The organism is Microbacterium sp. M4A5_1d (assembly GCF_053345465.1).
The window spans coordinates 1,611,307-1,634,402 of record NZ_JBKFAD010000001.1 but is presented as its reverse complement, the minus strand read 5'-3'; the positions used below and the strand labels follow the sequence as shown (position 1 = coordinate 1,634,402).

The 23,096-nt window shown below is 71.3% G+C and carries 22 protein-coding genes; 13 read left to right on the top strand and 9 right to left on the bottom strand.

Translation table 11 applies throughout. From position 1 onward, the window contains the following. The first annotated feature begins 10 nt into the window (after positions 1-10). Genes ACLBWJ_RS07860 through ACLBWJ_RS07840 form a run of 5 tightly spaced genes read left to right on the top strand, consistent with a single transcriptional unit; the run spans position 11 to position 4,720 of the window. A complete protein-coding gene (locus ACLBWJ_RS07860) occupies positions 11-1,303 on the top strand; it encodes an apiosidase-like domain-containing protein (RefSeq protein WP_274178173.1) in 1,293 nt (430 codons plus the stop codon). Next, positions 1,300-2,247, top strand: a complete 948-nt coding sequence (locus tag ACLBWJ_RS07855; RefSeq protein ID WP_274178174.1) for a sugar kinase — start codon at positions 1,300-1,302, stop codon at positions 2,245-2,247. The genes ACLBWJ_RS07860 and ACLBWJ_RS07855 overlap by 4 nt, the downstream gene beginning before the upstream one ends. After that, positions 2,244-2,849 (top strand): bifunctional 4-hydroxy-2-oxoglutarate aldolase/2-dehydro-3-deoxy-phosphogluconate aldolase, encoded by a 606-nt coding sequence (locus ACLBWJ_RS07850; protein WP_323987066.1) that lies wholly within the window; start codon positions 2,244-2,246, stop codon positions 2,847-2,849. Before ACLBWJ_RS07855 ends, ACLBWJ_RS07850 begins: the two co-directional genes overlap by 4 nt. Next, positions 2,846-3,688, top strand: a complete 843-nt coding sequence (locus ACLBWJ_RS07845; RefSeq protein ID WP_274178176.1) for a hypothetical protein — start codon at positions 2,846-2,848, stop codon at positions 3,686-3,688. The genes ACLBWJ_RS07850 and ACLBWJ_RS07845 overlap by 4 nt, the downstream gene beginning before the upstream one ends. 12 nt (positions 3,689-3,700) lie before the next feature. Further along, entirely contained in the window at positions 3,701-4,720 is a 1,020-nt protein-coding gene (locus ACLBWJ_RS07840; RefSeq protein WP_112615933.1) for a LacI family DNA-binding transcriptional regulator, read from the top strand. A gap of 6 nt (positions 4,721-4,726) precedes the next feature. Here the strand turns inward: ACLBWJ_RS07840 and ACLBWJ_RS07835 are convergent, their stop codons facing one another. The 4 genes from ACLBWJ_RS07835 to ACLBWJ_RS07820 all read right to left on the bottom strand — a co-directional run bounded on the left by ACLBWJ_RS07835 (position 4,727) and on the right by ACLBWJ_RS07820 (position 8,605). Continuing rightward, on the bottom strand, positions 4,727-5,182 hold the full coding sequence (locus tag ACLBWJ_RS07835) for a recombinase family protein (protein WP_023952973.1): 456 nt from the start codon (positions 5,180-5,182) through the stop codon (positions 4,727-4,729). A 47-nt stretch (positions 5,183-5,229) separates the two neighbouring features. Further along, positions 5,230-6,930 carry a cation:proton antiporter gene (locus tag ACLBWJ_RS07830; protein WP_447660044.1) on the bottom strand — a complete coding sequence of 567 codons (1,701 nt, stop codon included), beginning with the start codon at positions 6,928-6,930 and terminating at the stop codon, positions 5,230-5,232. A gap of 15 nt (positions 6,931-6,945) precedes the next feature. After that, positions 6,946-7,950 (bottom strand): malate dehydrogenase, encoded by a 1,005-nt coding sequence (locus tag ACLBWJ_RS07825; protein ID WP_447660043.1) that lies wholly within the window; start codon positions 7,948-7,950, stop codon positions 6,946-6,948. Between the two features lie 64 nt (positions 7,951-8,014). Beyond that, a complete protein-coding gene (locus ACLBWJ_RS07820; protein ID WP_282501901.1) occupies positions 8,015-8,605 on the bottom strand; it encodes a CGNR zinc finger domain-containing protein in 591 nt (196 codons plus the stop codon). Between the two features lie 63 nt (positions 8,606-8,668). On the opposite strand from ACLBWJ_RS07820, the gene ACLBWJ_RS07815 reads away from it, so the two are divergent. After that, positions 8,669-10,021 (top strand): MFS transporter, encoded by a 1,353-nt coding sequence (locus ACLBWJ_RS07815; protein WP_447660042.1) that lies wholly within the window; start codon positions 8,669-8,671, stop codon positions 10,019-10,021. Between the two features lie 40 nt (positions 10,022-10,061). Next, positions 10,062-11,039, top strand: a complete 978-nt coding sequence (gene pip, locus ACLBWJ_RS07810) for a prolyl aminopeptidase (RefSeq protein WP_447660091.1) — start codon at positions 10,062-10,064, stop codon at positions 11,037-11,039. An 81-nt stretch (positions 11,040-11,120) separates the two neighbouring features. Here the strand turns inward: pip and ACLBWJ_RS07805 are convergent, their stop codons facing one another. Then, positions 11,121-12,107: a LacI family DNA-binding transcriptional regulator gene (locus ACLBWJ_RS07805; protein WP_447660041.1), complete on the bottom strand. Its 987-nt coding sequence runs from the start codon at positions 12,105-12,107 to the stop codon at positions 11,121-11,123. 206 nt (positions 12,108-12,313) lie between these two features. Between ACLBWJ_RS07805 and ACLBWJ_RS07800 the strand changes: the two genes are divergently transcribed. The 5 genes from ACLBWJ_RS07800 to ACLBWJ_RS07780 all read left to right on the top strand — a co-directional run bounded on the left by ACLBWJ_RS07800 (position 12,314) and on the right by ACLBWJ_RS07780 (position 17,306). Further along, positions 12,314-13,135: an ABC transporter permease gene (locus ACLBWJ_RS07800; protein ID WP_274178182.1), complete on the top strand. Its 822-nt coding sequence runs from the start codon at positions 12,314-12,316 to the stop codon at positions 13,133-13,135. Further along, positions 13,132-13,929, top strand: a complete 798-nt coding sequence (locus ACLBWJ_RS07795; RefSeq protein ID WP_023952964.1) for an ABC transporter permease — start codon at positions 13,132-13,134, stop codon at positions 13,927-13,929. Before ACLBWJ_RS07800 ends, ACLBWJ_RS07795 begins: the two co-directional genes overlap by 4 nt. Then, entirely contained in the window at positions 13,926-14,918 is a 993-nt protein-coding gene (locus tag ACLBWJ_RS07790; RefSeq protein ID WP_447660039.1) for an ABC transporter ATP-binding protein, read from the top strand. The genes ACLBWJ_RS07795 and ACLBWJ_RS07790 overlap by 4 nt, the downstream gene beginning before the upstream one ends. 85 nt (positions 14,919-15,003) lie before the next feature. Beyond that, a complete protein-coding gene (locus ACLBWJ_RS07785; RefSeq protein ID WP_447660037.1) occupies positions 15,004-16,086 on the top strand; it encodes an extracellular solute-binding protein in 1,083 nt (360 codons plus the stop codon). A gap of 98 nt (positions 16,087-16,184) precedes the next feature. Then, the gene (locus ACLBWJ_RS07780; protein ID WP_447660036.1) at positions 16,185-17,306 is read left to right on the top strand and encodes an adenosine deaminase family protein; all 1,122 of its coding nucleotides are present in this window, start codon (positions 16,185-16,187) and stop codon (positions 17,304-17,306) included. A 156-nt stretch (positions 17,307-17,462) separates the two neighbouring features. On the opposite strand, the gene ACLBWJ_RS07775 is transcribed toward ACLBWJ_RS07780, so the two are convergent. The 4 genes from ACLBWJ_RS07775 to ACLBWJ_RS07760 form a co-directional block, all read right to left on the bottom strand. Next, positions 17,463-19,067 carry a DEAD/DEAH box helicase gene (locus tag ACLBWJ_RS07775; protein WP_378716834.1) on the bottom strand — a complete coding sequence of 535 codons (1,605 nt, stop codon included), beginning with the start codon at positions 19,065-19,067 and terminating at the stop codon, positions 17,463-17,465. 334 nt (positions 19,068-19,401) lie between these two features. Further along, entirely contained in the window at positions 19,402-19,662 is a 261-nt protein-coding gene (locus ACLBWJ_RS07770) for a glutaredoxin family protein (RefSeq protein WP_023952954.1), read from the bottom strand. 19 nt (positions 19,663-19,681) lie between these two features. After that, positions 19,682-20,809: a glycosyltransferase gene (locus tag ACLBWJ_RS07765; protein ID WP_112615951.1), complete on the bottom strand. Its 1,128-nt coding sequence runs from the start codon at positions 20,807-20,809 to the stop codon at positions 19,682-19,684. Positions 20,810-20,904: 95 nt separating this feature from the next. Then, positions 20,905-22,068, bottom strand: coding sequence for a polysaccharide deacetylase family protein (locus ACLBWJ_RS07760; protein WP_447660035.1), 1,164 nt, complete (start codon positions 22,066-22,068; stop codon positions 20,905-20,907). Between the two features lie 141 nt (positions 22,069-22,209). Between ACLBWJ_RS07760 and ACLBWJ_RS07755 the strand changes: the two genes are divergently transcribed. Beyond that, positions 22,210-23,094 carry a DUF72 domain-containing protein gene (locus tag ACLBWJ_RS07755; protein WP_447660034.1) on the top strand — a complete coding sequence of 295 codons (885 nt, stop codon included), beginning with the start codon at positions 22,210-22,212 and terminating at the stop codon, positions 23,092-23,094. Positions 23,095-23,096: the final 2 nt, after the last annotated feature.

Below are 23,096 nucleotides of genomic sequence, written 5' to 3'. Positions count from 1 at the left end.
AAAGAGATCCATGACCACCTGGTCGATCGCGCCCTCGGGGCGCTGGCTGCTGCACGGCGGCGAACCGACGTTCCTCCTGGCCGACACCGTCTGGGCGGCCTTCGGCGGGCCCACCGAGAACGAATGGCTCGACCATCTCGAACTCCGCCGGCGTCAGGGCTTCAACGCCCTGCTGATCAGCGTCCTGCCCATCGAGCACGACCGATCGACGGGCACCCGGTCGCCGTACGCGCTGCGCGACGGTGCCGTCGATTTCGGCGCCGGTGATCCGGACTACTGGACCGAGGCCGAGCGGCTGCTCGAGCAGGCTCGCGAGCGCGGCTTCACGCCGATGCTCGTGCTCCTGTGGAACAACTTCGTCCCGGGTACGTGGGGCTCCCGCCTCACGCCCGAGCACGTGCTCAGCGCGGACCAGACCGAGACCTACGTGCGCGAAACAGTCGCGAGGTTCCGCCGCTTCGATCCGATCTGGATCGTGTCGGGCGACGACGACCTCGACGACGACGTCGCACTCGAGCGGTACAGCTCGGTGGCGGCGCTGCTGCGCGAGGTCGCACCCGGCCAGCTGGTCACGTGGCACGACACTCCGACCGCGAGGATGCCGCAGCCGCTGGCCGACAGCGAACTCGTCGACTTCCATGCGCTGCAGTCGGGACACAACGAGGCCTGGGACACGCTGCCTGCCGACCTGACCCACGACTACCGCGCGCTCGATGTCGCTCGACCGATCATCAACCTCGAGCCCTGCTACGAGGGACTCGGGCGTTTCCGCGGCGCCGCGCGGCACTCGGCCGCCGACGTCCGTCGCGCCAGCTGGACCGGCGTCGTCTCGGGCGCTGCCGCAGGCCTGGGGTACGGCGCGCACGGCGTCTGGTCGTGGCATCGTCGCGGCGAGGGATTCTCAGCCGAAGACGTGCACGGGGCGCCCTTCCCCTTCTCGGTCGCCGCGGCGTTCCCCGGCGCCGACGATGTCGCGTACCTCCGCCGGGTCGTCGACGCGGAACGGCTGTGGGGACTCGATGCGGCTCCCGATCTGCTCGTCGCCGAGCCCTCCGGGGCCGTCACCGGGCGCGCTCCCGACGGCACGATCGCCGTTTACGCGCCCACCCCCTTCGCGCTCACCCTCGTTCTCGGCGACGTCGAGGCTGCCGGCCTGGAGGTCACCGTCCACGACCTGGCGGCACGGCGACCCGATGCCGCGCGATGGACCGCGGTGGACGGCGGCATCCGGCTCGAGCAGCCCGAGTTCACCGGCGACGCGCTGTTCGTGCTGCGCCCCGCTCGCAGCGGCGGCGAACGATGAGCGCCCGGATCGTGACGTTCGGCGAGGCGCTCGCCACCGCGACCGTCGACGAGACGGGAACTCTGACCCGGGCGACGGTCGCGGGTGCCGAGCTGAACACCGCGGTCGGGCTCGCGCGGCTCGGGCACGACGTCGCGTGGGCCTCGCGGCTCGGCGACGACGCTTTTGCCGGGCTCGTGCGCGAGACACTCCGGGTCGAGGGCATCGACGATCATCTCGTCGTGGCGGCGCCGGGGGAGCAGACAGGGCTGATCGTCAAGCATCGCCTCGACGACGGCGACATCCGCTCCGAGCACTACCGCGCCACGAGCGCCGCGAGCCGGCTGCGCTCGGATGATCTTCCGGCAGCGGCGCTCGACGGAGCCGACTGGCTGCACGCGACGTGCATCACGCCGGCCCTCGGCGCTGGCCCGAAGGGGCTGTTCGAGAACGTCCTGCACGAGGCGTCGATGCGCGGCATCCCCATCTCGCTCGATGCCAACCACCGGCCCCAGCTGATGTCGGAGGACGAGCTCCGAGCGGTCGTCGACGACTGGATCGACGTCGTCGACACGTTCTTCTGCAACGAGGACGAGGCACGCATCCTCACCGGCACCACCTCGACGGAAGCCGCCGTCGACGATCTCGCCCGCCGGGGCCCCCGCGTCGTCGTGGTCAAGCTCGGCGGTCGCGGCGCGCTGGCCGGAGACGCCGACGGTCGGCGTTTCACCCCGGCCTCCGTCGTCGCCGAGCCGACGCACCCCGTCGGCGCAGGCGACGCGTTCGCCGCCGCGTGGATCTCGTGCACGCTGCGCGGCGACACCGTCGATGTCGCGTTGCCCATCGCCGCGTGGTGCGCGGCCCGGGTCGTGGCCGATCCCGGCGATCACGACGGCTTTCCGCGGCGTGCCGAGCTCGACGCCTTCGAAGCGGCCCGGCGCGAGCTCGCGGAGGTGGGACGATGACCGCGGACGTGCGCGCCGCGCTCCGCGCCGCCGCCGTCGTCGCCGTGCTGCGGGCGCCGTCGGAGGCGGAACTGCGTCGGCAGATCGACTTCGCCGTCGACGCCGAGCTGCCGGTGCTCGAGATCACGACGACCACCCCGGGGTGGGAGCGCGTGCTGGCGGAGATCGCCGGTGACACCGCATTCGATCGCATCCTGCTGGGTGCGGGAACCGTCACGACGGTGGCCCAGGCTGAGGCGGCGCGGGATGCCGGGGCACGCTTCCTGGTGTCGCCGACGATCGTCGAGGATGCCGTACGCGCGGCGGCCGGAGAAGCAGCATTCATCGCGGGCGGATTTACCCCGACGGAGCTCCGCGCCGCTGCCGCAACGAGCGGCATGGCGAAGCTCTTCCCCGCCGCGAGCGGCGGTCTCGGGCACCTGCGCGCGGTTCGAGACGTGCTGCCCGACGTCGCGATCATGCCGACCGGCGGCATCGGCGTCGACGACGCCGCCGACTGGATCGCCGCGGGCGCGATCGCCGTCGGGATCGGCGGCGGTCTCTTCCGCGAGCCCGTCGACCGCGTGCGCAGGCTCGTCGGGTCGCTCCGACGGACGTCGTGACCCGGTTCCGGATCGGGTCGGACGACCTCGTCGCGGTCGTCGAGGCAGACGGGGCTCGCATCTCGTCGCTGCGCCACCTGCCCACCGAGCGTGAGCTGCTCGCGTCGACGCCGTGGGCCGACGACCCCGTCGACGCCTTCGTCATGGCCGACTCGAGCGCGCAGTGGCATCGCGCCTACCGTGGCGGGTGGCATCTGCTGCTGCCGCGGGCGGGCGACAGCCCGGCAACGGCGTCTCCGCCCCAGCCGTTTCACGGCGAAGCGGCCTGGCGCACGTGGCGCCTGACCGGCAGCCGCAACGCCTGCCGCGCGTCGGTCGTCCTTCGCACCGTCCCGCTCGCGATCGACCGGTGGATGTCGGTGCGCGCGAACATGCTCGTGATCGAGACCGCGGTACGGAACGTGGGCAGTGAGCCGGTGAGCTACGGATGGGCCGAGCACCCGGCGTTCGCCGGCGAACTGTTCGGTCCGGCCTCTACCGTGCGCACGGGCGACCGCGTCGTGCCGCTCGACCCGGCACCCGCGGCATCCTTCACCGACCTCGCCGCGCCCGCGGGCGACGTGACGATCACCGCGCCCGAGGCCGGGGTCGAGGTCGCGCTGACCTGGGACGCGGGCCTGATGCCGCGACTCTACGTGTGGCAGGAACAGCGGGGGAGCACCGGCTTCCCGTGGTGGGGTGCGATGGATGCCGTCGGGCTCGAGCCGGCCGCCGACCCGTACGGCACACCTCTCGACGCGCTCGGCTCGCTGAAGCTCGAGCCCGGGGAGAGCCGGGAATCCGTCGTCTCGCTACGTGTCGACCGATCGGGCGATGTGGCGCCGGGGGCGACGTCATAGACTTGAAGCGAGATGGCGAGAAAAGCGATTTCCCTCCGTGACGTTGCGGCTGTCGCCGGCGTCTCGGTGTCGACCGTGTCGAAGGTGCTGCGCGGACAGGGCAAGGCGTCGGATGCCACGCGCGAGCGCATCTTCGAGGCTGCCGAGCGGCTCGACTTCCAGCCCAACGCGCTGGGCCAGTTCCTCGTCCAGGGGCGCAGCGCCACCGTGGGCGTGCTCACCATGAACGCCCCGGGCGCCTTCACGATGCCCGTTCTCACCGGTGCCACGACGACCCTCGGCACGCGTGACCTGTCGGTCCTCGTGACCGACTCGCACCTCGACCGCACGGTGCTGGCGGCCACGGTCCGCAAGCTCCGTGCCCGCAGCATCGACGGGCTGCTCGTCGTCGGCGACGGCTCCGGGTCGGAGATCCGCTCCGTCACCGCGGGGTTCCCCGCGCCGGTGGTCTACGTCTACGGCATCTCCGACGACGCCGCCGACGCATCGTTCGTCCACGACGGCTACGCCGCCGGGAAGCGCGCCGGCGAGCATCTCATCGCCTCCGGTCGTCGGCGCATAGCGCACATCACGGCCTCTGCCGACGACCACTCGGCGCGCGAGCGCGCGGACGGCCTCGCCGCGGCCCTCGCGGCCGCCGGCGCCGACCTCGCGCCGGAGCTCGTGCTGCGCGGCGATTGGTCACGGGGCTGGGGTCGCGAGGCCGCCGAGCGGCTGATCGCGTCGGGCGAGAGGTTCGACGCCGTCTGCTGCGGCAACGACACGATCGCCCGCGCGGTGATCGCTGCGCTCGCCGAGGCCGGTGTCCGCGTGCCGGAGGATGTCGCCATCACCGGGATGGACAACATCTCGGGCCTCACGGGCCAGGACGATGAGAGCCTGACCACGATCGACTTCCGCCTCGCCGACCTGGGCGCCCGGGCGGCCGCTCACCTGGCCGACGTCATCGACGGACAGCCGTACGAGCCGGGCCTGCACCGGATCGCCGGCGACCTCGTGGCGGGCGAGTCGACGGCGTCGCTGACTGCCTGACCGGCCTCAGGCCTGGCGCGAGCCGAGCACCTTCACGATCACGGACCGACGGCGCAGCTCGGCGATCGTCCGGGTCTCCTCGTCGGCGTCGCGGCCGAGCGCGTGCACGTCCGAGACCACGACGACATCGCCCGCCGTCAGATGGCCGAACAGTCGTGACAGGCGCTCCTGCCAGCTCTCCCCGGTCTCGGGCGCGGGATGACGGAAGCCCTCGATCGGAACTCCGAACTGAGCCAGCGCGTCGCGCTGCGCCACGATGCTCGGCATGTCGTCGCGCGAGACGACGAGACCGACGAGGCGAGCGCCGGCAGGGCGGGCTGCCCACCACTCCGGGCTCGGCTGCAGGGCCGCGAAGCTGTCGGGCAGCTCGTCGACGGGGGAGTCGGGCAGCGCGATCGTACGCGTCTCGGCGTAGTCCGCCGCCGGGCGCGTGGTCCGGTCGTCGTCGGTCGGGGTGCTCACCCTCTCATTGTCGCCGACGCGAGAACGGTTTTCACCACGAGTTCGCGTCAGAGGTCGTTCTGGCGCATCTCGAGGCTCACCTGCTGCGAGTCGAGCCGGCGTTGCGACTCGCGCAGCACCTCGGACGAGAACGCGCCCTCGCTCGACAGCTCGAGCAGTCGCGCGCGCATCGCACCGATGAGCAGCAGCTGCAGCTCGCGGGCGAGGGCGCCGGCGTCCTCGTCTGCCGCGTGCTCCAGCCGGCGGCGCGCGATCGTCAGCGTCCGGGCGTCCCACTTGCCGCCTTCTTCGACGGCGAGTGTCGGGTCGGCCAGCCGGTCGATCGCCGCGGTGCGCAGCTCGGCGTCGAGCGCTTCCCCCTCCTCGCGCAGCAGCGAGCTGTCGGCGGTGCTGCTCGGGATACGAAGCGCCCGCACCAGAGCCGGCAGCGTGAGGCCCTGAAGGAGCAAGCTGATGACGGCGACCAGGAACGCGGTGAGGATGAGGAGCTCGCGCTCCGGGGTCTCACGGGGAAGGGTCTGCGCCGCGGCGAGGGTGACGACCCCGCGCATCCCGGCCCACACGATGATCGTGCCGTGCTTCCAGCCCAGCGGCGACGCCTCGTAGTAGTCGAGGTCGTGGAACGCCCGGGTCACCCGGGTGCGCATGCTCTCCAGACGCCGGCGCGTGGCCCCGGGATTGCGGCCGCGCCCGGCGAAATCAGGCGGCAGGCTGTCGAGGCGCTCCGAGATCTGCTCGAGGCGGTTGCGCTGGCGCAGGCGTGCACGACGCCCCTGGAAGAAGATGAGCCCCGCGACGTAGACGGCGCGGATGGCGAGCAGGATCGCGAGCGAGCCGAGGGCGAGCAGGATCGCCTTTCCGGGACCGCTCTGCTGCCGGAAGTTGTCGTCGAGGATGCCGCGCAGCTCCAGCCCCATCACGAGGAAAACCCCGCCCTCGAGCACGAGCTCGACCGTGCGCCAGTTGATCTCGTCGGAGACTCGCTGCTCGGCGGTGAAGCGTCGTGCGGCACCTTGACCCGTGGTGATGCCCGCCGCGACGGCGGCGACGAGCCCAGAGCCGCCGAGGTGCTCGGTCGGCAGGTACGCCACGAACGGGACGATGAATCCGAGGGCGGTGGCGGCGACCGTGTTCATGCGCGCCCGGACGCGCAGGTTCAGTCCGCCGACGACGACCCCCACGATCACGGCGGCGACGATTCCCCAGACGAAGGTTCCGACCGTGTCGGCGAATGCGAACCCGCCGGCGACCGCCGCGATCGCGCTGCGCAGCAGAACGAGGGCGGTGGCGTCGTTGATGAGGCTCTCACCCTCGAGGATCGTCACGACCCGCGGGGATATGCCGAGCCGCTTGACGATCGAGGTCGCGACGGCGTCGCTCGGGCTCAGCACCGCCCCGAGCGCCACCGCCAGCGGAAACCCGAGCTGGGGCAGAACGAGGGTGAGGAAGCCGCCGATCGCGAGCGCGCTGATGACGACGAGCGCGACGGCGAGCCCCGAGATCGACGGCAGATCGCGCCGGAACTCGACCGCGGGCAGACGCACTGCCGCCGCATAGAGCAGGGGAGGCAGCACGCCGACGAGGATCAGCTCGGGGTCGACCTCGAAGTCGTCGAGGATCGGCAGCCACGACGCGGCCAGTCCGACCGCGACGAGGATCAGCGGCCCCGCGACACCGAGACGTTTCGACAGCGAGGTCGAGACGGTGATCGCGACGACACCGAGGATGAGTCCGGGCAGCAGTTCCACGCGTCCGGGTGCCTGTCAGAGGATGCCGAGGGCCCGGACGGCGTCGCGCTCGTCGATGAGCTCGGCGACCGATGCGTCGAGCCGGGTTCGGCCGCGTTCGTCGAGTTCGAGCCCGGTTACGACGCGATAACCCGAGCCGTCGCTCGTGACGGGGAAGGAGCACACCAGACCCTCGGGCACGCCGTACTCGCCGCGCGAGACGACGGCGGCCGAGGTGCGCCGGCCGCGGGTGCCGAGCACGTCGTCGCGCACGTGCCGCAGTGCCGCGTTGGCGGCCGATGCGGCAGATGACGCCCCGCGCACCGCGATGATCTCGGCGCCGCGCTTCGCGACGCGAGGCACGAACTCGTCGTCGAGCCAGGCCCGTGCGGCATCCGTTCCGCCCAGCCGGTCGGCGAGGGCGTCGGCCACGGGGCGCCCGGCGACGGTCGCGGAGGCGATGTCGGGGAACTGCGTCGCGGAGTGGTTGCCCCAGATCACCACGCCCTCGATGTCGTTGACGGGCACCTCGAGCCGCGCGGCGAGCTGAGCGACGGCGCGCTCGTGATCGAGGCGGGTCATGGCGCTGAAGCGCTCGGGCGGCACGCCTTCGGCCGCCGACGCCGCGATCAGCGCGTTCGTGTTGGCGGGATTGCCCACGACCAGCACGCGGACGTCGGATGCCGCGGATGCCGCGATGGCCGCGCCCTGCGGGCCGAAGATGCCCGCGTTGGCGGCGAGCAGGTCGCCGCGCTCCATGCCGGCCGATCGGGGCCGGGCACCCACGAGCATCGCGATGTTGGCACCCGCGAACCCCGTGCGCGCGTCATCCGTGACCTCGACCGAGCGCAGCAGCGGGAACGCGCAGTCCTGCAGCTCGAGCGCCGTTCCCTCCGCGGCTCGGACCCCGTCGGGGATCTCGAGCAGGCGGAGGTTCACCGGCCGGTCGGGGCCGAGCATCTCGCCGGAGGCGATGCGGAACAGCAGGGCGTAGCCGATCTGACCGGCCGCGCCGGTGACGGTGACGGTGGTGGCGTCCATGTGCCGAGCCTATTCCTGCCGCCGCGGCCGCACGGGGTGCCGGACCGGAGAATCGACCTCGCGGTCAGCCCTTCTGCTTCGCCTGGTGCCGGGCCACACGGTTGCGGTTGCCGCACCCGGCGGCGGTGCACCAGATCCGATTGCGTCGAGGCGAGCGGTCGAGGTAGACCCACCCGCAGGCGTCGTCGGCGCACTGCCGTGCGGTGGTGAGATCGGATGTCAGCAGGTCGTGGGCGCTCATGGCCACCGCCGCGCGCGGTCCGGAGAGATCAGCGGGCGGCACCCACACCCACGCCGAGGCGGGCTCGTCGAAGCTCAGCGACGAGCGGGCGAGGGCGTCGACGTGCTCGCGGGCGATGAGATCGGCGGCTGCCGAGGAATGCTGGAACACCGCTTCGTAGACCGCCTCGCGAAGCGCGACGACCGCGCGGTGCTCCCGGGCCGCCACGTCCGATTCGGCCCGGGGCAGTGCGCTTCTCGCGGCGCCCGTCGCGGCGCCGACATCCATCTGGTGGCACCACGACACGACGTCGTCGAAGTCGCGGAGGGTGTCGATCGCGCGTTGCGGGTCGAGCCGCCAGTGCACCGTGTCGACCAGATCGAGAGCGGGGTGCCCCGCGACCCGGGGGAACGCCGCTGCGTCGGACTGCGCCACGAATGAATGCTAACGCTCGTCGTCAGCTTGTGCCATTAGTTCAGGGCTGAGAGTGTGTAACGCATGAAAGCCAGAGCACCCATTAGACACTCCGCGGACGGTCTCGGCGCGGACTTCCGCCGTCTCTGGGTCGCGCAGGGGGCCTCCTCTGTCGGAGCGCAGGTCGGCGACCTCGCTCTCCCGCTGCTCGCCGTCGTGGTGCTCGGGGCGAGCGCCGGCGAGGTGGGGCTGCTGGGCGCGGCGAAATGGATGCCGTTCCTGCTCCTCGCGCTGCCGCTCGGCGTGCTCGTCGATCGGTCCCGTCGCCGCCGCATCCTGATCGTCGCGGACCTCGCCCGAGCTTTCCTGACGGTCGTGATCGTCGGCCTCGCCGTCGCCGGGGTGCTGACGTTGCCCGCTCTCGTCGGGCTTGTCCTGCTCTTGGGCGCCTTCACCGTGGCGTTCGACGTGAGCTACCAGTCCTATCTGCCCACCGTCGCGGGCCGGTCTCACCTCGAGCGCGCGAACGGTCGCCTGCAGGCGACGGCCGCCGTAGCTCAGATCGGCGGCCCCGGGATGGCGGGGCTGCTCGTCCAGACGCTGACCGCCGCCTGGGCCCTCATCGCTCCCGCGGCCACGTACCTCGTCTCGGCACTCGCCCTGACGAGCATCTCCACCCGGGAACACCGCCCCGTCCCCAGCGGCCACGGTGCGCTGTCGGAGTTGCGCGAGGGCTTGCGTTTCGTGCGGCGAGATCGCTTCCTGATCGCCCTCGTCGGATTCGCCGCCATCTACAACCTGTTCGCCCAGGCGATCACGGTGCTGTTCACGGTGCACGCCGTCCGCGAGCTCGGGCTGGATGCGGGGCAGCTCGGGTTGATCTTCGGGCTCGGTGCCGTCGGTGCCGTGGCGGCCGCGGCGAGTGCCCCGGCAGCGGTGCGCCGCTTCGGGGCGGGGTCGGTCTTGATCGCATGCGCAGTCGCGGAGAGCATCGCGCTGTCGATGCTGCCGCTCGTGCCCGCATCCTGGTCGCCCACGGTGCTGGTGGCGGTGCTGGCCGCGGCGTTCGCGCTGAACGGAGCCGGCACGTCGCTGTCGAGTGTCGTCGCCGTGACGTTGCGTCAGCTGCGGACGCCGGACGAGGTCCTCGGGCGCGTGAACGCGACGATGCGCTGGGTCTCGTACGGGGTGGTCGCGATCGGCGCGGCGATCGGCGGCGGGCTCGGTGAGCTGGTGGGCACCCGGGCCGGGATGGCCATCGCGGGTGCGGGCGTCATGCTGACGGTCGTCTGGGTCGTGCTGTCGCCGCTGCGGTCGATCCGCGATCCCCGCGAGCTGGTCGACGCGAGCGGCGTCTCGGACGGAGGACCCGAGGCGGCGCATCCCGGCTCGTCTCCGTGCGGCGACGCGGTGGGCGACGCGCCGCAGGTACGGTAAAGCGCATGAACGAACGCGACCGCGGAGCCGCACGGTGAGCGTGTCGGCCGCCCTGGCCGGCATCCTGTATCCCGAGATCGAGCCCTACGAGACGGGCTTCCTGCTCGCCGGCGACGGCCAGCGCGTCTATTGGGAGCAGTCGGGCAATCCCGAGGGCAAGCCGGTCGTGTTCCTGCACGGCGGCCCCGGCGGCGGAACCTCGCCCTGGCACCGCCGCTTCTTCGACCCCGAGGTCTACCGGATCATCCTGTTCGACCAGCGCGGCTGCGGGAAGTCGACGCCGCACGCGAGCGATCCGGCCGCCGACCTCCGCTACAACACCACGTGGCACCTCGTCGCCGACATCGAACTGCTGCGTCGCAACCTCGGCATCGACCGGTGGCAGGTGTTCGGCGGCTCGTGGGGCTCGACGCTCGCACTCGCCTACGCGCAGTCGCACCCGGATGTCGTCTCGGAGCTGGTGCTGCGCGGGATCTTCACGCTGCGGCGCCATGAGCTCGAGTGGTTCTACGAGGGCGGGGCGGCAGCGCTGTTCCCCGACCTGTGGGAGGACTACCTCGCCCCGGTTCCGGTCATCGAGCGGAGCCGACTGATCGAGGCGTACCACCGGCTGCTGACCGACCCCGATCCGGCGGTGCACGTTCCCGCCGCCCAGGCCTGGACGCGCTGGGAGGCCTCGACCGTGACCCTGCGTCCCGACCCGGAGCTGGTGGCCGGGATGACGAAGGCGGAGTCGGCGACCGCGTTCGCGCGGATCGAGAACCACTATTTCCTCAACGGCGGATGGCTGCGTGAAGGGCAGCTGATCGAGGATGCCGCGTCGGGCCGCCTCCGCGGCATCCCGGGTGTCATCGTGCAGGGCCGCTACGACGCGTGCACGCCCCCGATGACCGCATGGGACCTGCACCGGGCCTGGCCCGAGGCCGAGTTCGTCATGGTCGACGACGCCGGCCACTCGGCCGGTGAGCCCGGCATCGCCGCCGCCCTCGTCGCCGCGACCGACCGCTTCGCCCGCTGACGCGCGCCGCGCCGCGCGCGCCGGTGCCGCGCCGGCGCCGAGAACGCACCGTCGCCGCGAGAGCGCACCGCGGATGGTGCGTTATCGCGGGGAGAGTGCGGTCTCGGCGGGTCGAGCCGCGGGCCAGTGCACCGGCACATCGAGGCGACGGCGGGTCGGGCCGGACCCAGGGGCGACGAGCATCGGGAGGAGCGCGGCCATCGCTTCGCGGCCCAGCTCGTCACCGTCGACGTCGATCGCGGGCACGTCGTCGGCTCCGATCGCCTCGGCCACCAGGCGTTCCGCACTGACGACGATCTCTCCGGGCGAGGCGACGCCGCGAGCGCGGAGGGCGAAGACGAGACCGAGCCCGATGGATGTCGCGTAAGGCACAGCCGCCGTCGCGCCCGAGTCGATGACCGCGTCGGCGGTCGCGACACCCGCCGCGAACGTCGCCGGAAAGGGACCGAGCGCGGTCAGCTCGACGCGCTCGCCGACGGCGGCCTCGATCGCGGCCGAGCGCTGCCGGTCCTGCCATGATCCCTCCGGACCTCCGAGGTACACGATTCCGCGGTGGCCCGCGTCGGCCAGGCGCGTCGCGAGCTCGGCGAACGCGCTCGCGGTGTCGGCCACGATCGAGGTCATGCCGTCGATCTCACGGTCGACGAGGACCGTCGGCCCGAAGGCGCCGGCGGCACGGACGATGTCGTCGGGGCCACGCGGTGCGACGAGAATGCAGCCGTCGACCTGCCGGGCGAGGCGCTCGAGCTCGTCGAGCCCGTCGACGTCGTCGAGCCGGTGCACGGCGACCGTGAGCTGCAGGTCGGACTCGCGGGCGCGCTCCTGAGCCCCCGCGATGATCGGCGTGAAGAAGGCGTTGTCGAGCGTCGGCACGACGAGGGCGACGATGCCGCTGCGCCCGCGAGCGAGGTGGCTGGCGGCGCGGTTCGGGATGAAGCCGAGCGTCTCGGCCGCGGCGCGCACGCGCGCGACCGTCTCGGGGGCGACGAGGTCGGGGCGGCTGAGCGCCCGGGATGCCGTCGACTTCGACACACCCGCATGCGCGGCGACATCGGCGAGTGTCGTCACCGCGCCCCCTTCGTCCCGCCGCCGCATGGCGCGACGGTCCGCTCATCCTACTGAGCGGGAGCAACCGGTTGCGCCGCCGATGAACGCCGGTTTTACACGGTGTTAACACGAATGGTCGCGCGCCTCCCCGAGTGGGCTCTACGGTAGGAGCAACCGGTTGCGCAACCGGTTGCACCCGCACCCCCTCGCACGAACGGAGTTCGCTCGTGGTTTCACGCCGCACCGGACTGCTGGCCCTTCCCGGGCTCGCGCTCCTGCTGGCGGGGTTCCTCATCCCGTCGATCGCGATGCTGTTCGCCCCTCCCGGTGTCAGCCTGGTCGACATCCTCGAACGCCTCGGCCGGATGCTGACCGACCCGTTCGATCTCGCGATCATCGGGCGCACGGTCGGGCTGGGCCTCATCGTCACCGTGATCTGCATCGTGCTGGGGTTCCCGATCGCCTACCTGCTCGCCCGCTCGAGCTCGCGCTGGTCGGGTGTGCTGCTCGCCCTCGCGATCTTCCCGCTGCTGCTGAGCAATGTCGTGCGCACCTTCGGCTGGCTCGTGCTGCTGGGGTCGAACGGCGCGATCGGTCAGCTGCTCACGGGGCTGGGACTCGTCGACCGCGCGCCGCAGCTGCTCTACACCGAGCTCGCGATCGTGCTGGGTCTGACGCAGCTCTTCCTGCCGCTCGCGATCATCTCCTGCTACTCCGCCGTCGCTCAGGTCGACCCCGGACTGGACGACGCCGCGCGCGGTCTCGGCGCGAGCCGCACCCGTACCTTCTGGGGCATCGTCGTGCCGCTCTCGGCGCCGGGCATGGTCGTCGCGTCGACCCTCGTCTTCGCGGGGAGCGTCACCGCCTACACGACCCCCTACCTGCTCGGCGGATCGAGCCAGCGGATGCTGTCGACGCAGCTCTACTCGTACTCGAGCGTGACGATCGACTGGGCGGCGGCCAGTGCGACGGCCATCATCATGACGGTCCTCGTGTTCGCCGTGTCGGGCCTGTCCGCCGTCGTCGGACGACGGGGGGCCACCGCGTGAAGACGAGTCGTCCCGTCGCGGCATCCCTCGCCGTCGCCGGCTACATCATCATGATCGTGCCGATCCTCTTCGTGGTCGCCACGGCGTTCACGGGCGGACGCACCCTGCGCTTCCCGCCCGAGGGCTTCTCGCTGCAGTGGTTCGAGGCAGCGCTGAACTACGACCCGTTCATCAGCGCGCTGCTGTCGAGCCTCCAGCTCGCCCTCATCGCGACGGTGCTCGCGCTGCTCATCGGGGTTCCGGTGACGCTGGCGATCCACCGCGGCCGGCTCCCCGGCAAGGGGCTCGTCGAGGGGCTGTTCCTCTCGCCGCTCATCGTCCCCGAGCTCGTCGTCGGCCTCGCGCTCTACCAGCAGCTGATGATCGGCCTGCGCCTCGACAACTTCCCGGTGCTGCTCATCGGCCACACCGTGCTGATGCTGCCCTACGCGGTGCGGGTCACCGGGGCGTCGCTCGCACTCGCCGATCCCGGCATCGAAGAGGCGGCGCGCGGCCTCGGCGCCTCGCCGCTCCGCGCCTTCTTCTCGGTCACGCTGCCCCTGCTGCGCCCCGGCATCTTCTCGGCCGGGCTGCTGAGCTTCGTCACCTCGTTCAACAACGTGCCGCTGTCGCTGCTGCTGCAGAGCCGTGACTTCCGCACGCTCCCCGTCACCATGCTCGACTACGTCCAGCAGAGCTACGACCCGATGGTCGCGGCCACGAGCACCATCATCCTCGCGGGCACCGTCGTCATCGCCGTCATCGCCGAGCGCACGGTCGGCTTCGCCCGCATCTTCGGAGGGATCAACCGATGACCACCGCAGCAGAGTTCGTCGGGGTGACCCAGCGCTTCGGCGACTTCACCGCCGTCGACGACATCGACCTCGCCATCCCGTCGGGGCAGCTCACCACGCTGCTCGGGCCGAGCGGATGCGGCAAGACCACCTCGCTGCGGATGCTCGCGGGTTACACGCAGCCCACCTCGGGCCGCATCATGATCGCGGGCGAGGACGCCGCCCGCACCCCGCCCGAGCGGCGCGGGCTCGGCATGGTGTTCCAGTCGTACGCCCTGTTCCCGCACATGAGCGTGGCCGAGAACGTCGGATACGGCCTGAAGCTGCGCAAGGTCCCGGCAGCGGAGCGCCGCCGCCGCGTCGAGGAGTCGCTCGATCTCGTCGGTCTCGGACACCTCGCGGCGAGCCGGCCCAAAAAGCTCTCGGGCGGGCAGCAGCAGCGCGTGGCTCTCGCGCGCGCCATCGCCATCCGCCCGACCCTGCTCCTGCTCGACGAGCCGCTGTCGAACCTCGACGCGCGCCTGCGCGTGCAGATGCGCGCCGAGATCCGCCGCATCCAGTCCGAGACCGGCCTGACCGTCGTGCTCGTCACGCACGATCAGGACGAGGCGCTCGAGATGTCGGACCGCATGGTCCTCATGCGCGACGGCCGCATCATGCAGGAGGGTGCTCCCTCTGAGGTCTTCACCGATCCGGCCAATCGTTTCGTCGCGGAGTTTCTCGGCTACGAGAACTTCCTCGCCGCCGCTGACGGTTCGTTCACGACCGTGCGCCCCGAGCATCTCGCTCTCGGACTCCCCGCCGACGGCACCGGGCTCGCGCTCGACGGAGTCGTGCTCGACGTCGCCTACCGCGGGGTCGACCGTCTCGTGACGGTCGAGACTGCGGACGCCACCGGCGCGGCCGTGCGTCTCATCGCCGACGTTCGCGACGAGGCCGTCGCTGCACGCCCGGGCGACCGGGTCACCGTCACCGCTCCCGCGGCCCGGCTCATCCGCCTCGCCGCCTGAACGCATCCGCCGTCCCGCCCAGCCCGCACCAGCACCAGCACCCGCGCCCCTGCGGCCCGCCCGCAGAGCCCCGAGAGGAACCCGCATGATCCGCACCCGCACCAGCCGCGTCCTCGCGGCATCCGCCGCCGTCGCCGCCACGGCCCTTGTCGTCACCGGCTGCTCCGGCGGCTCGGGAGACTCCGGCGACGGTGGCTCGAGCGACTCCATCGTCGTCAGCGCGTTCCCGTTCGGGGTCGAGCAGTTCCAGGAGGCGATCGTCGACCCCTTCACCGAGAAGACGGGCATCACGGTCGAGATCGAGACCGGCTCGAACGCCGACCGTCTGTCGCAGCTGCAGCTCGCGGGTGGCGACGCCGGCATCGACGTCATGCTGATCTCCGACACCTTCGCGGCATCCGGCCAGGAGCAGGACCTGTTCCAGGACTTCGACGAGTCCGACGTCCCCAACCTCGCGAAGATCGCCGACTTCGCCGTCGAGGAGGGCTACGACGGCCCGGCCTACAGCTACCAGCTCAACGGCACGCTGTACAACACCGACGAGCTGGATGCCGCGCAGGCCGCCGACTGGTCCCTCTACGCCGACTCCGCTTACAGCGGCCGTCTCGCCTTCCCCGACATCGCCGTGACGGCCGGGCAGCTCGCCGTCTCGGGCGTCGCCTCGACCTTCGGCGACGGCCCGTACGACATCGATACCGCATACACGACGATCGGCGGATGGGCGCCGAACATCCTGCAGTTCTACTCGTCGTCGACGGAGGTCACCAACCTCCTCACCCAGGGCGAGATCGTCGCGGCCGATGCCCTCAGCGGCTTCGCCACGACGCTCGTCGCCTCGGGTGAGCCCGTCGCGTGGACCGCTCCGGCCGAGGGCCGCTACATGGCCACCAACCGGGCCATGATCCCCAGCGGTGCGAAGAACCTCGAGGGTGCGTACGCGTTCATCGACTACCTGCTCTCCGTCGAGGCCCAGACCGCGTCGGCCGAGATCGTCGGCGACCTCCCCGTCGCCCTCGACGCGACGATCCCCGCCGAGATCACCGCAGTGGTCGGCGACATCGCCACCGACCCGATCGCAGTCGGTTACGCGACGCTCGACCCCGCCGAGGTCGTCCCGAACCGCGCGCAGTGGGTCGAGCGGTTCGCGCGCGAGGTCGCCTCGCGCTGATCCAGACCGCCCGGCCGTCGAGCACCCCCCATCCTCGGCGGCCGGGCCTCTTCCCGCGGTTCTCCGACCGCATCGCTCCACGACGCACGAACGGCACCATGACCTCCGCAGCATCCCTCCCCGCCGAGTACCTTCAGCGCCTGCCGAAGGCCGACCTGCACTGCCACCTCATCGGCACCGTGCGCGCGTCGACGTTCGCGGAACTCGCCCGCCGGGAGTCGCTCGAGCTGCCGGACGACCCCGAGCGCATCTTCGCCGACATCAACTCGCTGCCGCCCGACCCGGCGCTGTACCGCAACACGCGCATCCCGGTTCCGCAGCAGCGCGGCGCCGATGAGCCCGAGGTGTCGTACTCGCTCTTCCAGGTGTCGAACTGGGTGGTCGAGGTGCTCCGGGATGCCGACGACCTGACCCGCATCGTCTACGAGGCGTTCGAGGACGCCCACCGCCGCAGCGGCACCCGCCACCTCGAGCTGTTCTTCGACGCGCTGCCGCCGCACCTCGACTCGCTCGGATACCTCGGCGCGGTCGAGGCCTACGCAGAGGGCATCCGCATGGCGGAGCGCGACTTCGGCATGACCGGGCTGATGATCCAGGGCATCGACCGCAGCCGCAGCGGCGAGGAGGCCCTCGCCGTCGTCCGCCGCGTCGTCGACAACCCGCATCCGTACGTCGCGGGCATCGGCCTCGACAACCTCGAGACGGCCGGTCCGCCCGAGCGTTTCGTCGACGCGTACCGCCTCGCCGGCGAGGCCGGGCTGGGCCGTACCGCGCACTCGTCGGAGCACGCCCCGACCGCCGTCAACACGATCACGTGCCTCGACCTGCTCGGCTGCGACCGCATCGACCACGGCTACTACGTGCTCGAAGACGACGCCGTCATCGAGCGGATGCGCGAGGATCAGGTCGCGTTCACCGTCGCCTCGACCACGTCACGCCGCTCGTGGCGGCCCTGGCGCCGCGCGTCGATCGCCGCGATGCTCGAGGCCGGGCTCAACGTCATCCCGTGCTCGGACGACCCGGGCATGTTCCCCACGACCCTCGCCGCGGAGTACGAGATCGTCGCAGACCAGATCGGCGCCACCCACGAGCAGGTCCGCCGCATGGCGATCTCGTCGTTCGAGGCATCCTGGCTGCCCGCCGAGCAGCGCGCCCGTCGCGTCGCCGAGGTCACCGCCGAGATCGACGCCCTCGACGCCGAGTTCGCGCTCTCCGTCTGAGCCCCGGCCCCCGGCCGGGCGCCGGGTTGCGCCGGGTTGCGCCGAGAACGCACCGTCGCCGCGAGAACGCACGGTTGAGGGTGCGTTCTCGCGGCGAGCGTGCGTTCTCGGCGGGCGGGGCAGCGCCGGATGCCGGGGTGAGCCGGATGCTGCGGGTCAGCGACCGCCGCGGCGGCCGGCACTGTTCTGGCGCACGACCGAACCGACCATGAGCTTGCCGCCGGCGGCACCGCCGTTCGACGAGGCGCGACGGCCGGTGCGGCGCGGGTTGCCCGCGGGAGCGGCGTCGCGCGTCTCGCGGGGCGCGCGGTCGCTGGTCTGACCGCCGCGCGAGGACTGCTGTCCGCCGCGGCTCTGCTGCTGGTCGCGCTGACCGCCCGAGCGTGCGCCCTGGCCGTCGCGACCACCGGCAGCGCCCTGGCCCTGACCCTGGGTGCGTCCGCCGCGACCGCGGCCACCGCCGGAGCGACCGCCGCCGTTCGACGAACCGCCCTCGCGAGCGTCACGTGCGGCGCGCTTGCGCTGCGCGTTGGCGCCCTGGCTCGTGCCGCGGGGTGCGACCTCGACCGGCGCCGGAGTCACGTAGGGCGCGACCTTTCCGACGAGGGCGACGACCTCGGGCGACTCGGCCGTGACCGTGATCGGGGTGACCGCGATGGCGGCCTTGCGGAGCAGGTCCTTGACGTCGCGCTCCTGGCCCGGCATCACGAGGGTGACGACGGCGCCCTCGGCGCCCGCGCGGGCGGTGCGACCCGAACGGTGCAGGTACGCCTTGTGCTCCATGGGCGGGTCGACGTGCACGACCAGCTCGACGTCGTCGACGTGGACACCGCGCGCGGCGACATCCGTCGCGACGAGCACCTTCGCGGCGCCCGACGAGAACGCGGCGAGGTTGCGGTCGCGCTGCGGCTGAGAGAGGTTGCCGTGCAGGTCGACCGAGGGGATGCCCTGCGAAGTCAGCTGCTTGGCGAGCTTCTTCGCGGCGTGCTTGGTGCGGGTGAACAGGATGCGGCGGCCCATGCCCGAGGCGAGCGCCTTGACGACATCCTTCTTCTCCTCCGCGCCGGCGAGGTGGAACACGTGGTGCGTCATCGCGGCGACGGGGGAGTGGGCCTCGTCGACCGAGTGGAGGACCTCGTTCTGCAGGAACCGCTTGACGAGCTTGTCCACGCCGTTGTCGAGGGTCGCGCTGAACAGCATCCGCTGTCCGTCGCGCGGCGTCTTGTCGAGGATGCGCGTGACGGCGGGGAGGAAGCCGAGGTCGGCCATGTGGTCGGCCTCGTCGATGACTGTGATCTCGACCGAGTCGAGCGTCAGGTGGCGCTGCTGCAGCAGGTCTTCGAGGCGGCCCGGGCAGGCGACGACGATGTCGACGCCCGCGTTGAGCGCCTGCACCTGACGGTTCTGGTTGACGCCGCCGAAGATGGTGGTCGTCTTCATGCCGTAGGCCGCCGCGAGGGGCTCGAGGGTCGCGTTGATCTGCGTCGCGAGCTCGCGGGTCGGGGCGAGGACGAGGCCCAGGATGCGGGCAGCACGGCGGCTGCCGCCGGCGAGCTCGCCGCCGAGGCGCGCGGCCATCGGGATCGAGAAGGCCAGAGTCTTGCCCGAGCCGGTCTTGCCGCGGCCGAGCACGTCGCGTCCGGCGAGCGTGTCGGGCAGGGTGTCGACCTGGATCGGGAAGGCGGTGGTCTTGCCGTCCTTCGCGAGGGCTTCGACGAGGGGAGCGGGCACGCCGAGCGTGCGGAAAGTGGTGTCAGTCATGAGGGAGTGTGTCTCCGGGCGCACGTCGGCGCCCTGATCGGTGGCCCGGATGCGGGTGCGCATGCGGGGTCGCCGTACGAAAGAGTCCGCGGGATGCCGGTAGTGACCCGGTGGGGCGGAAGGCGTTCTACGACGCGTGCGGCGCGAGCGCGCCACAAGAACCCTCAGCCTACCAGTGCCCGCCTGTATGACGGTCCGGTCCCTGGCCGGGGCCTGCGCGTCGCGATGCAAGGGATTCGGCCCGACACCCCGGCCGGACGGCATCCGTCACGGGGTGTCGGACCGGATGTCTTGCATCCGCGCACGCGCACAGCGCACGAAGCGCGGAACGCGGTCAGATGAGCGAGAGCTCGCGCAGCTTGGCTGCCACGTCGTCGTTGCTCGGCTCGACGTGGTGGGTCGCGTCGGGGTAGACCACCACGGGGATCTGGGTGCGGCCCGAGATCTCGCGCGCGACGTCGGCCGCGGCGGGCTCCGCCTCGAGGTCGATGTAGGTGTAGTCGACGCCGAGCTCGTCGAGCTGAGCCTTCGTGCGGCGGCAGTCGCGGCACCAGTCGGCGCCGAACATCGTGATCGTGTCGGTGGAAGCGGTCATGCTTCCAGGGTACGTCCGCTCAGTACTCGGCGGCCCGGGCGCGCTCGGGGGCGGCCTCGAGCACCGGGGCGACGCGCTGCTTCTTGGGCGCGTAGACGACGAGCGCGTGGAACACGAAGCGCACGACGAACGCGGCGATGAGGGTCAGTCCCGCGGCGATGACGCTCGGGATGTGTGCGTTCTCGACGAGCACCCACAGCACCGGGATCCGGATGATCGCCTCGGCGTTGTTGAAGGTGAACGATTTCACGAACCGCTGCGTCATGCTGCCCGATTCCGAGCGCATATCGCTGAAGACGAGGTATTCCAGCAACAGGAAGTTGCCGATGATCGTGATCTCGCTCGCGATGATGGATGCCGGCAGATAGTCCATGCCGAGCCGGATGAGGCCCCACATGATCACCAGGTTCGCGATGGCGCCGACGCCGCCGACGAGCGCGAACGCCGACATCCGCCCGAAGCGGAGCATCAGCAGCTGGGTCAGGAACCGGATGCCCTGCGTGAAGGTCGCCTTCGACGAGCCGGCGTAACGGGGCGCGAAGGCGAACGGCACCTCGGCGACGCGCATGTGCCGGCGAGCGAGGATCTCGAGCAGGATCTTGAAGCCGCGCGGACGCAGAGCGTCGATGTCGATCGTGTCGCGGTCGACCAGGAAGAACCCGGTCATCGGGTCGCTGCACTCACCGAGCTTGCGGGGGAACATCGCCTTGGTCAGCAGTGTCGACGCGCGCGAGACGGTCGTTCGCGTGGCGTCGGCGAGGCCCTTCGAGTCGCCGCCGGCGATGTAGCGCGAGGCGACGACGACATCCACGTCGCCGCGGTCGGCTCGCGCCAGCAGCCGCGGGATGTCCTCAGGAGGATGCTGCAGGTCGCCGTCCATCACGAGACACCACGACGAGTTCGCGGCCCGGATGCCGTCGACCACGGCCCCGCCGAGTCCCGCCACCGGCTCGTCGCGGTGGATCAGTCGCACCGGGAAGTCGGCCGTCTTCGCCGCCCGCTCGATGATGGCGGGGGTGTCGTCGGTGGAGTCGTCGACGAAGACGACCTCGATCATCCGGTCGTCGACCGCGTCACCGATCCGCCGCAGCAGCTCCACGACGTTCGGGCCTTCGTTGAAGGTCGGGACGACGATCGTCAGATCCATGAATCGCTCGCAAGTGGAAACGGACGGGGGAGTTCACACAGTACTGAGGATTCATATGCGTACAACCCGTTGACTCTTTGGATATCGCCTGAGATTCACCCGATGGCCTTCTTGATGTCATCCACGGTCATCCCGTAGTTGACGCGGACCACCGGCAGCGCCAGCTTGTCGGTTCCAATCGACACGTAGCCGGGCTCGGTGGTGCGCGCCATCTCGAAGCCCGCGTCGGCGACCGCCTGCTTGGCCGCGTCGTTGTGGTGGCCGAACGGGTAGGCGATCACCTCTTTCGCGCCGCCGAGCACGGTCGCCGAGGTCTCGAGGTCGGCGACGATCTCGTCATGCGTCCAGTTGACGATGCGGCCCTTCCCGTCGGCTCCCGCGGAGTGCATGTCGTGGGTGTGCGAGCGCTTGAGCACGTAGGGGGTGAGTTCGGGCCCGGCGCCGTTGGAGGTGATCACGAAGGATGTCGTCATCACGCGGTATCTCTCGACGAGCGGCACGGCGAGCTCGAGCCACGTCGGGTCGGCGTCGTCGTCGGTGATGATGACCGAGTGGTCGGGCAGGAAGAGCCTGCCGTCGATGAAGGCGCTCAGCTCCGGCCATGTCGGCAGGTAGAACTGCTGCTCGGAGATGTACTTCAGGTGAGCTTCCCAGTCGCCGATGTAGGCGTAGTTGCCGCGGAGCCAGCCCGATTCGCCTTCCGGCTTCGTCGTGAACTGGTGGTACATCAGGATCGGGACGCGCGTCCTCGCGCCGTCGTTATCGGCGGTGCTCATCCATGCGGCGTGCACGGTGCGCTGCTGGGCGTCGCAGGCGACGGCATCCGCGCCGTTCAGGCGGCCGGGAATCGACAGAGCCGCGGCATGCTCGGCGGTGTCGTACCAGCCGGCGAACACCATGCCCTCCCGCGAGGGGAGCGGCAGGGAGGCGTAGGGCTTCCCCTGCGTCTCGAGGACCGGGGCGATGTCGATCGCGTCGCCCGTGAACGACACGGCGCACGCGTTCGGATCGTCCGCATCGGCGATGAGCTGCTCCGCCGGCGACAGCGGTTCGGGCGTCGGGGTCGCGGCGTCGGTCGTGGGGGCGGGGGTGGGCTCGGATGCCGCCGGGTCGGGCGTCGTGCTCGCGCGCTGCATCGCATCGGCGGCGAACCAGCCCCCGACCGCTGCGACGAGCAGAACCCCGGTGAGGGCTGCCCCGATGCCGATCGCCCGGCGCTTGCGCCGTCCTCCCGCGTTCGAACGTCGCGTTGCGCCCATCGTTACTCCCCCTGTGGTGCCCGGTGCGTCCGTCGAATCCTAGGGCGCTCGGCTATGCGGGTACTCGCCGGTGTTCTGGGATGCTCGGGCGAGGGCAACCCCCTTTTCCTGCCTCGGTTCGCGGGTGGAGACTGGGGAATAATGAACGCGCCACCTGCAGGAGCCGACGCCGGCCGGGTGCGCGTCGGCATCTCGGGGTGGCGGTACGCCGGGTGGCGGGGCGACTTCTATCCCACGGGACTCGCTCAGCGACGCGAGCTCGAATATGTCGGGGAGCGGATGTCGACGGCCGAGCTCAACGGGTCGTTCTATTCGCTGCAGCGCCCGTCGAGCTATCAGCGGTGGCGGAGCGAGGTGCCTGAGTCGTTCGTCTTCGCCGTCAAAGGCTCGCGCTACGTCACGCACATGCTGCGGCTGCGCGGAGTCGAGACGGCGCTGGCGAATTTCTTCGCCTCAGGGGTGCTCGCGCTCGGACGGCAGCTCGGACCTGTGCTCTGGCAGCTTCCCGAACGCGAGGAGTTCGACGCCGATGTGCTCGCAGAGTTCTTGGCGCTCTTGCCGCGGACGACAGGCGAGGCCCTCGCGCTCGCCGAGCGGCACGACGAACGCCTCGACGGGCGGGCGTGGCTCGAGATCGAGGAGGACCGCCCGATCCGCCACGCCCTCGAGCCCCGGTCGGCCGGTTTCGGTTCGGATGCCGCGCTCGCGCTGCTGCGTTCGCACGACACCGCGCTCGTGGTCGCCGACACCGCCGGACGCTTCCCCCGGTTCGAGGAGGTCACGACCGCGGGGCACGTGTACGTCCGGCTGCACGGTGCGACCGACCTGTACGCCAGCGGGTACACCGACGCCGAGCTCGACGAGTGGGCGGACCGCATCCGCGGATGGGCCGACGGCTCGGCGGCATCCGATGGCCGTCCGCGTGACGTGTGGGTGTACTTCGACAACGACGCCCGGGGGAGGGCGCCGCACGATGCCGTCGCTCTCGCCCGACGGCGCGATGCGGCGTTTAGGCTCGGCGGGTGACC

What these genes read in the sequence shown, in the direction of transcription:
- ACLBWJ_RS07840 (WP_112615933.1), top strand. Translation starts at nt 3,701, where the DNA reads ATGGCGAGAAAAGCGATTTCCCTCCGTGACGTTGCGGCTGTCGCCGGC.
- ACLBWJ_RS07855 (WP_274178174.1), top strand. Translation starts at nt 1,300, where the DNA reads ATGAGCGCCCGGATCGTGACGTTCGGCGAGGCGCTCGCCACCGCGACC.
- ACLBWJ_RS07790 (WP_447660039.1), top strand. Translation starts at nt 13,926, where the DNA reads ATGACCACCGCAGCAGAGTTCGTCGGGGTGACCCAGCGCTTCGGCGAC.
- ACLBWJ_RS07860 (WP_274178173.1), top strand. Translation starts at nt 11, where the DNA reads ATGACCACCTGGTCGATCGCGCCCTCGGGGCGCTGGCTGCTGCACGGC.
- ACLBWJ_RS07770 (WP_023952954.1), bottom strand. Translation starts at nt 19,662, where the DNA reads ATGACCGCTTCCACCGACACGATCACGATGTTCGGCGCCGACTGGTGC.
- ACLBWJ_RS07775 (WP_378716834.1), bottom strand. Translation starts at nt 19,067, where the DNA reads ATGACTGACACCACTTTCCGCACGCTCGGCGTGCCCGCTCCCCTCGTC.
- ACLBWJ_RS07765 (WP_112615951.1), bottom strand. Translation starts at nt 20,809, where the DNA reads ATGGATCTGACGATCGTCGTCCCGACCTTCAACGAAGGCCCGAACGTC.
- ACLBWJ_RS07815 (WP_447660042.1), top strand. Translation starts at nt 8,669, where the DNA reads ATGAAAGCCAGAGCACCCATTAGACACTCCGCGGACGGTCTCGGCGCG.
- ACLBWJ_RS07755 (WP_447660034.1), top strand. Translation starts at nt 22,210, where the DNA reads ATGAACGCGCCACCTGCAGGAGCCGACGCCGGCCGGGTGCGCGTCGGC.
- ACLBWJ_RS07760 (WP_447660035.1), bottom strand. Translation starts at nt 22,068, where the DNA reads ATGGGCGCAACGCGACGTTCGAACGCGGGAGGACGGCGCAAGCGCCGG.
- ACLBWJ_RS07825 (WP_447660043.1), bottom strand. Translation starts at nt 7,950, where the DNA reads ATGGACGCCACCACCGTCACCGTCACCGGCGCGGCCGGTCAGATCGGC.
- ACLBWJ_RS07780 (WP_447660036.1), top strand. Translation starts at nt 16,185, where the DNA reads ATGACCTCCGCAGCATCCCTCCCCGCCGAGTACCTTCAGCGCCTGCCG.
- ACLBWJ_RS07850 (WP_323987066.1), top strand. Translation starts at nt 2,244, where the DNA reads ATGACCGCGGACGTGCGCGCCGCGCTCCGCGCCGCCGCCGTCGTCGCC.
- ACLBWJ_RS07785 (WP_447660037.1), top strand. Translation starts at nt 15,004, where the DNA reads ATGATCCGCACCCGCACCAGCCGCGTCCTCGCGGCATCCGCCGCCGTC.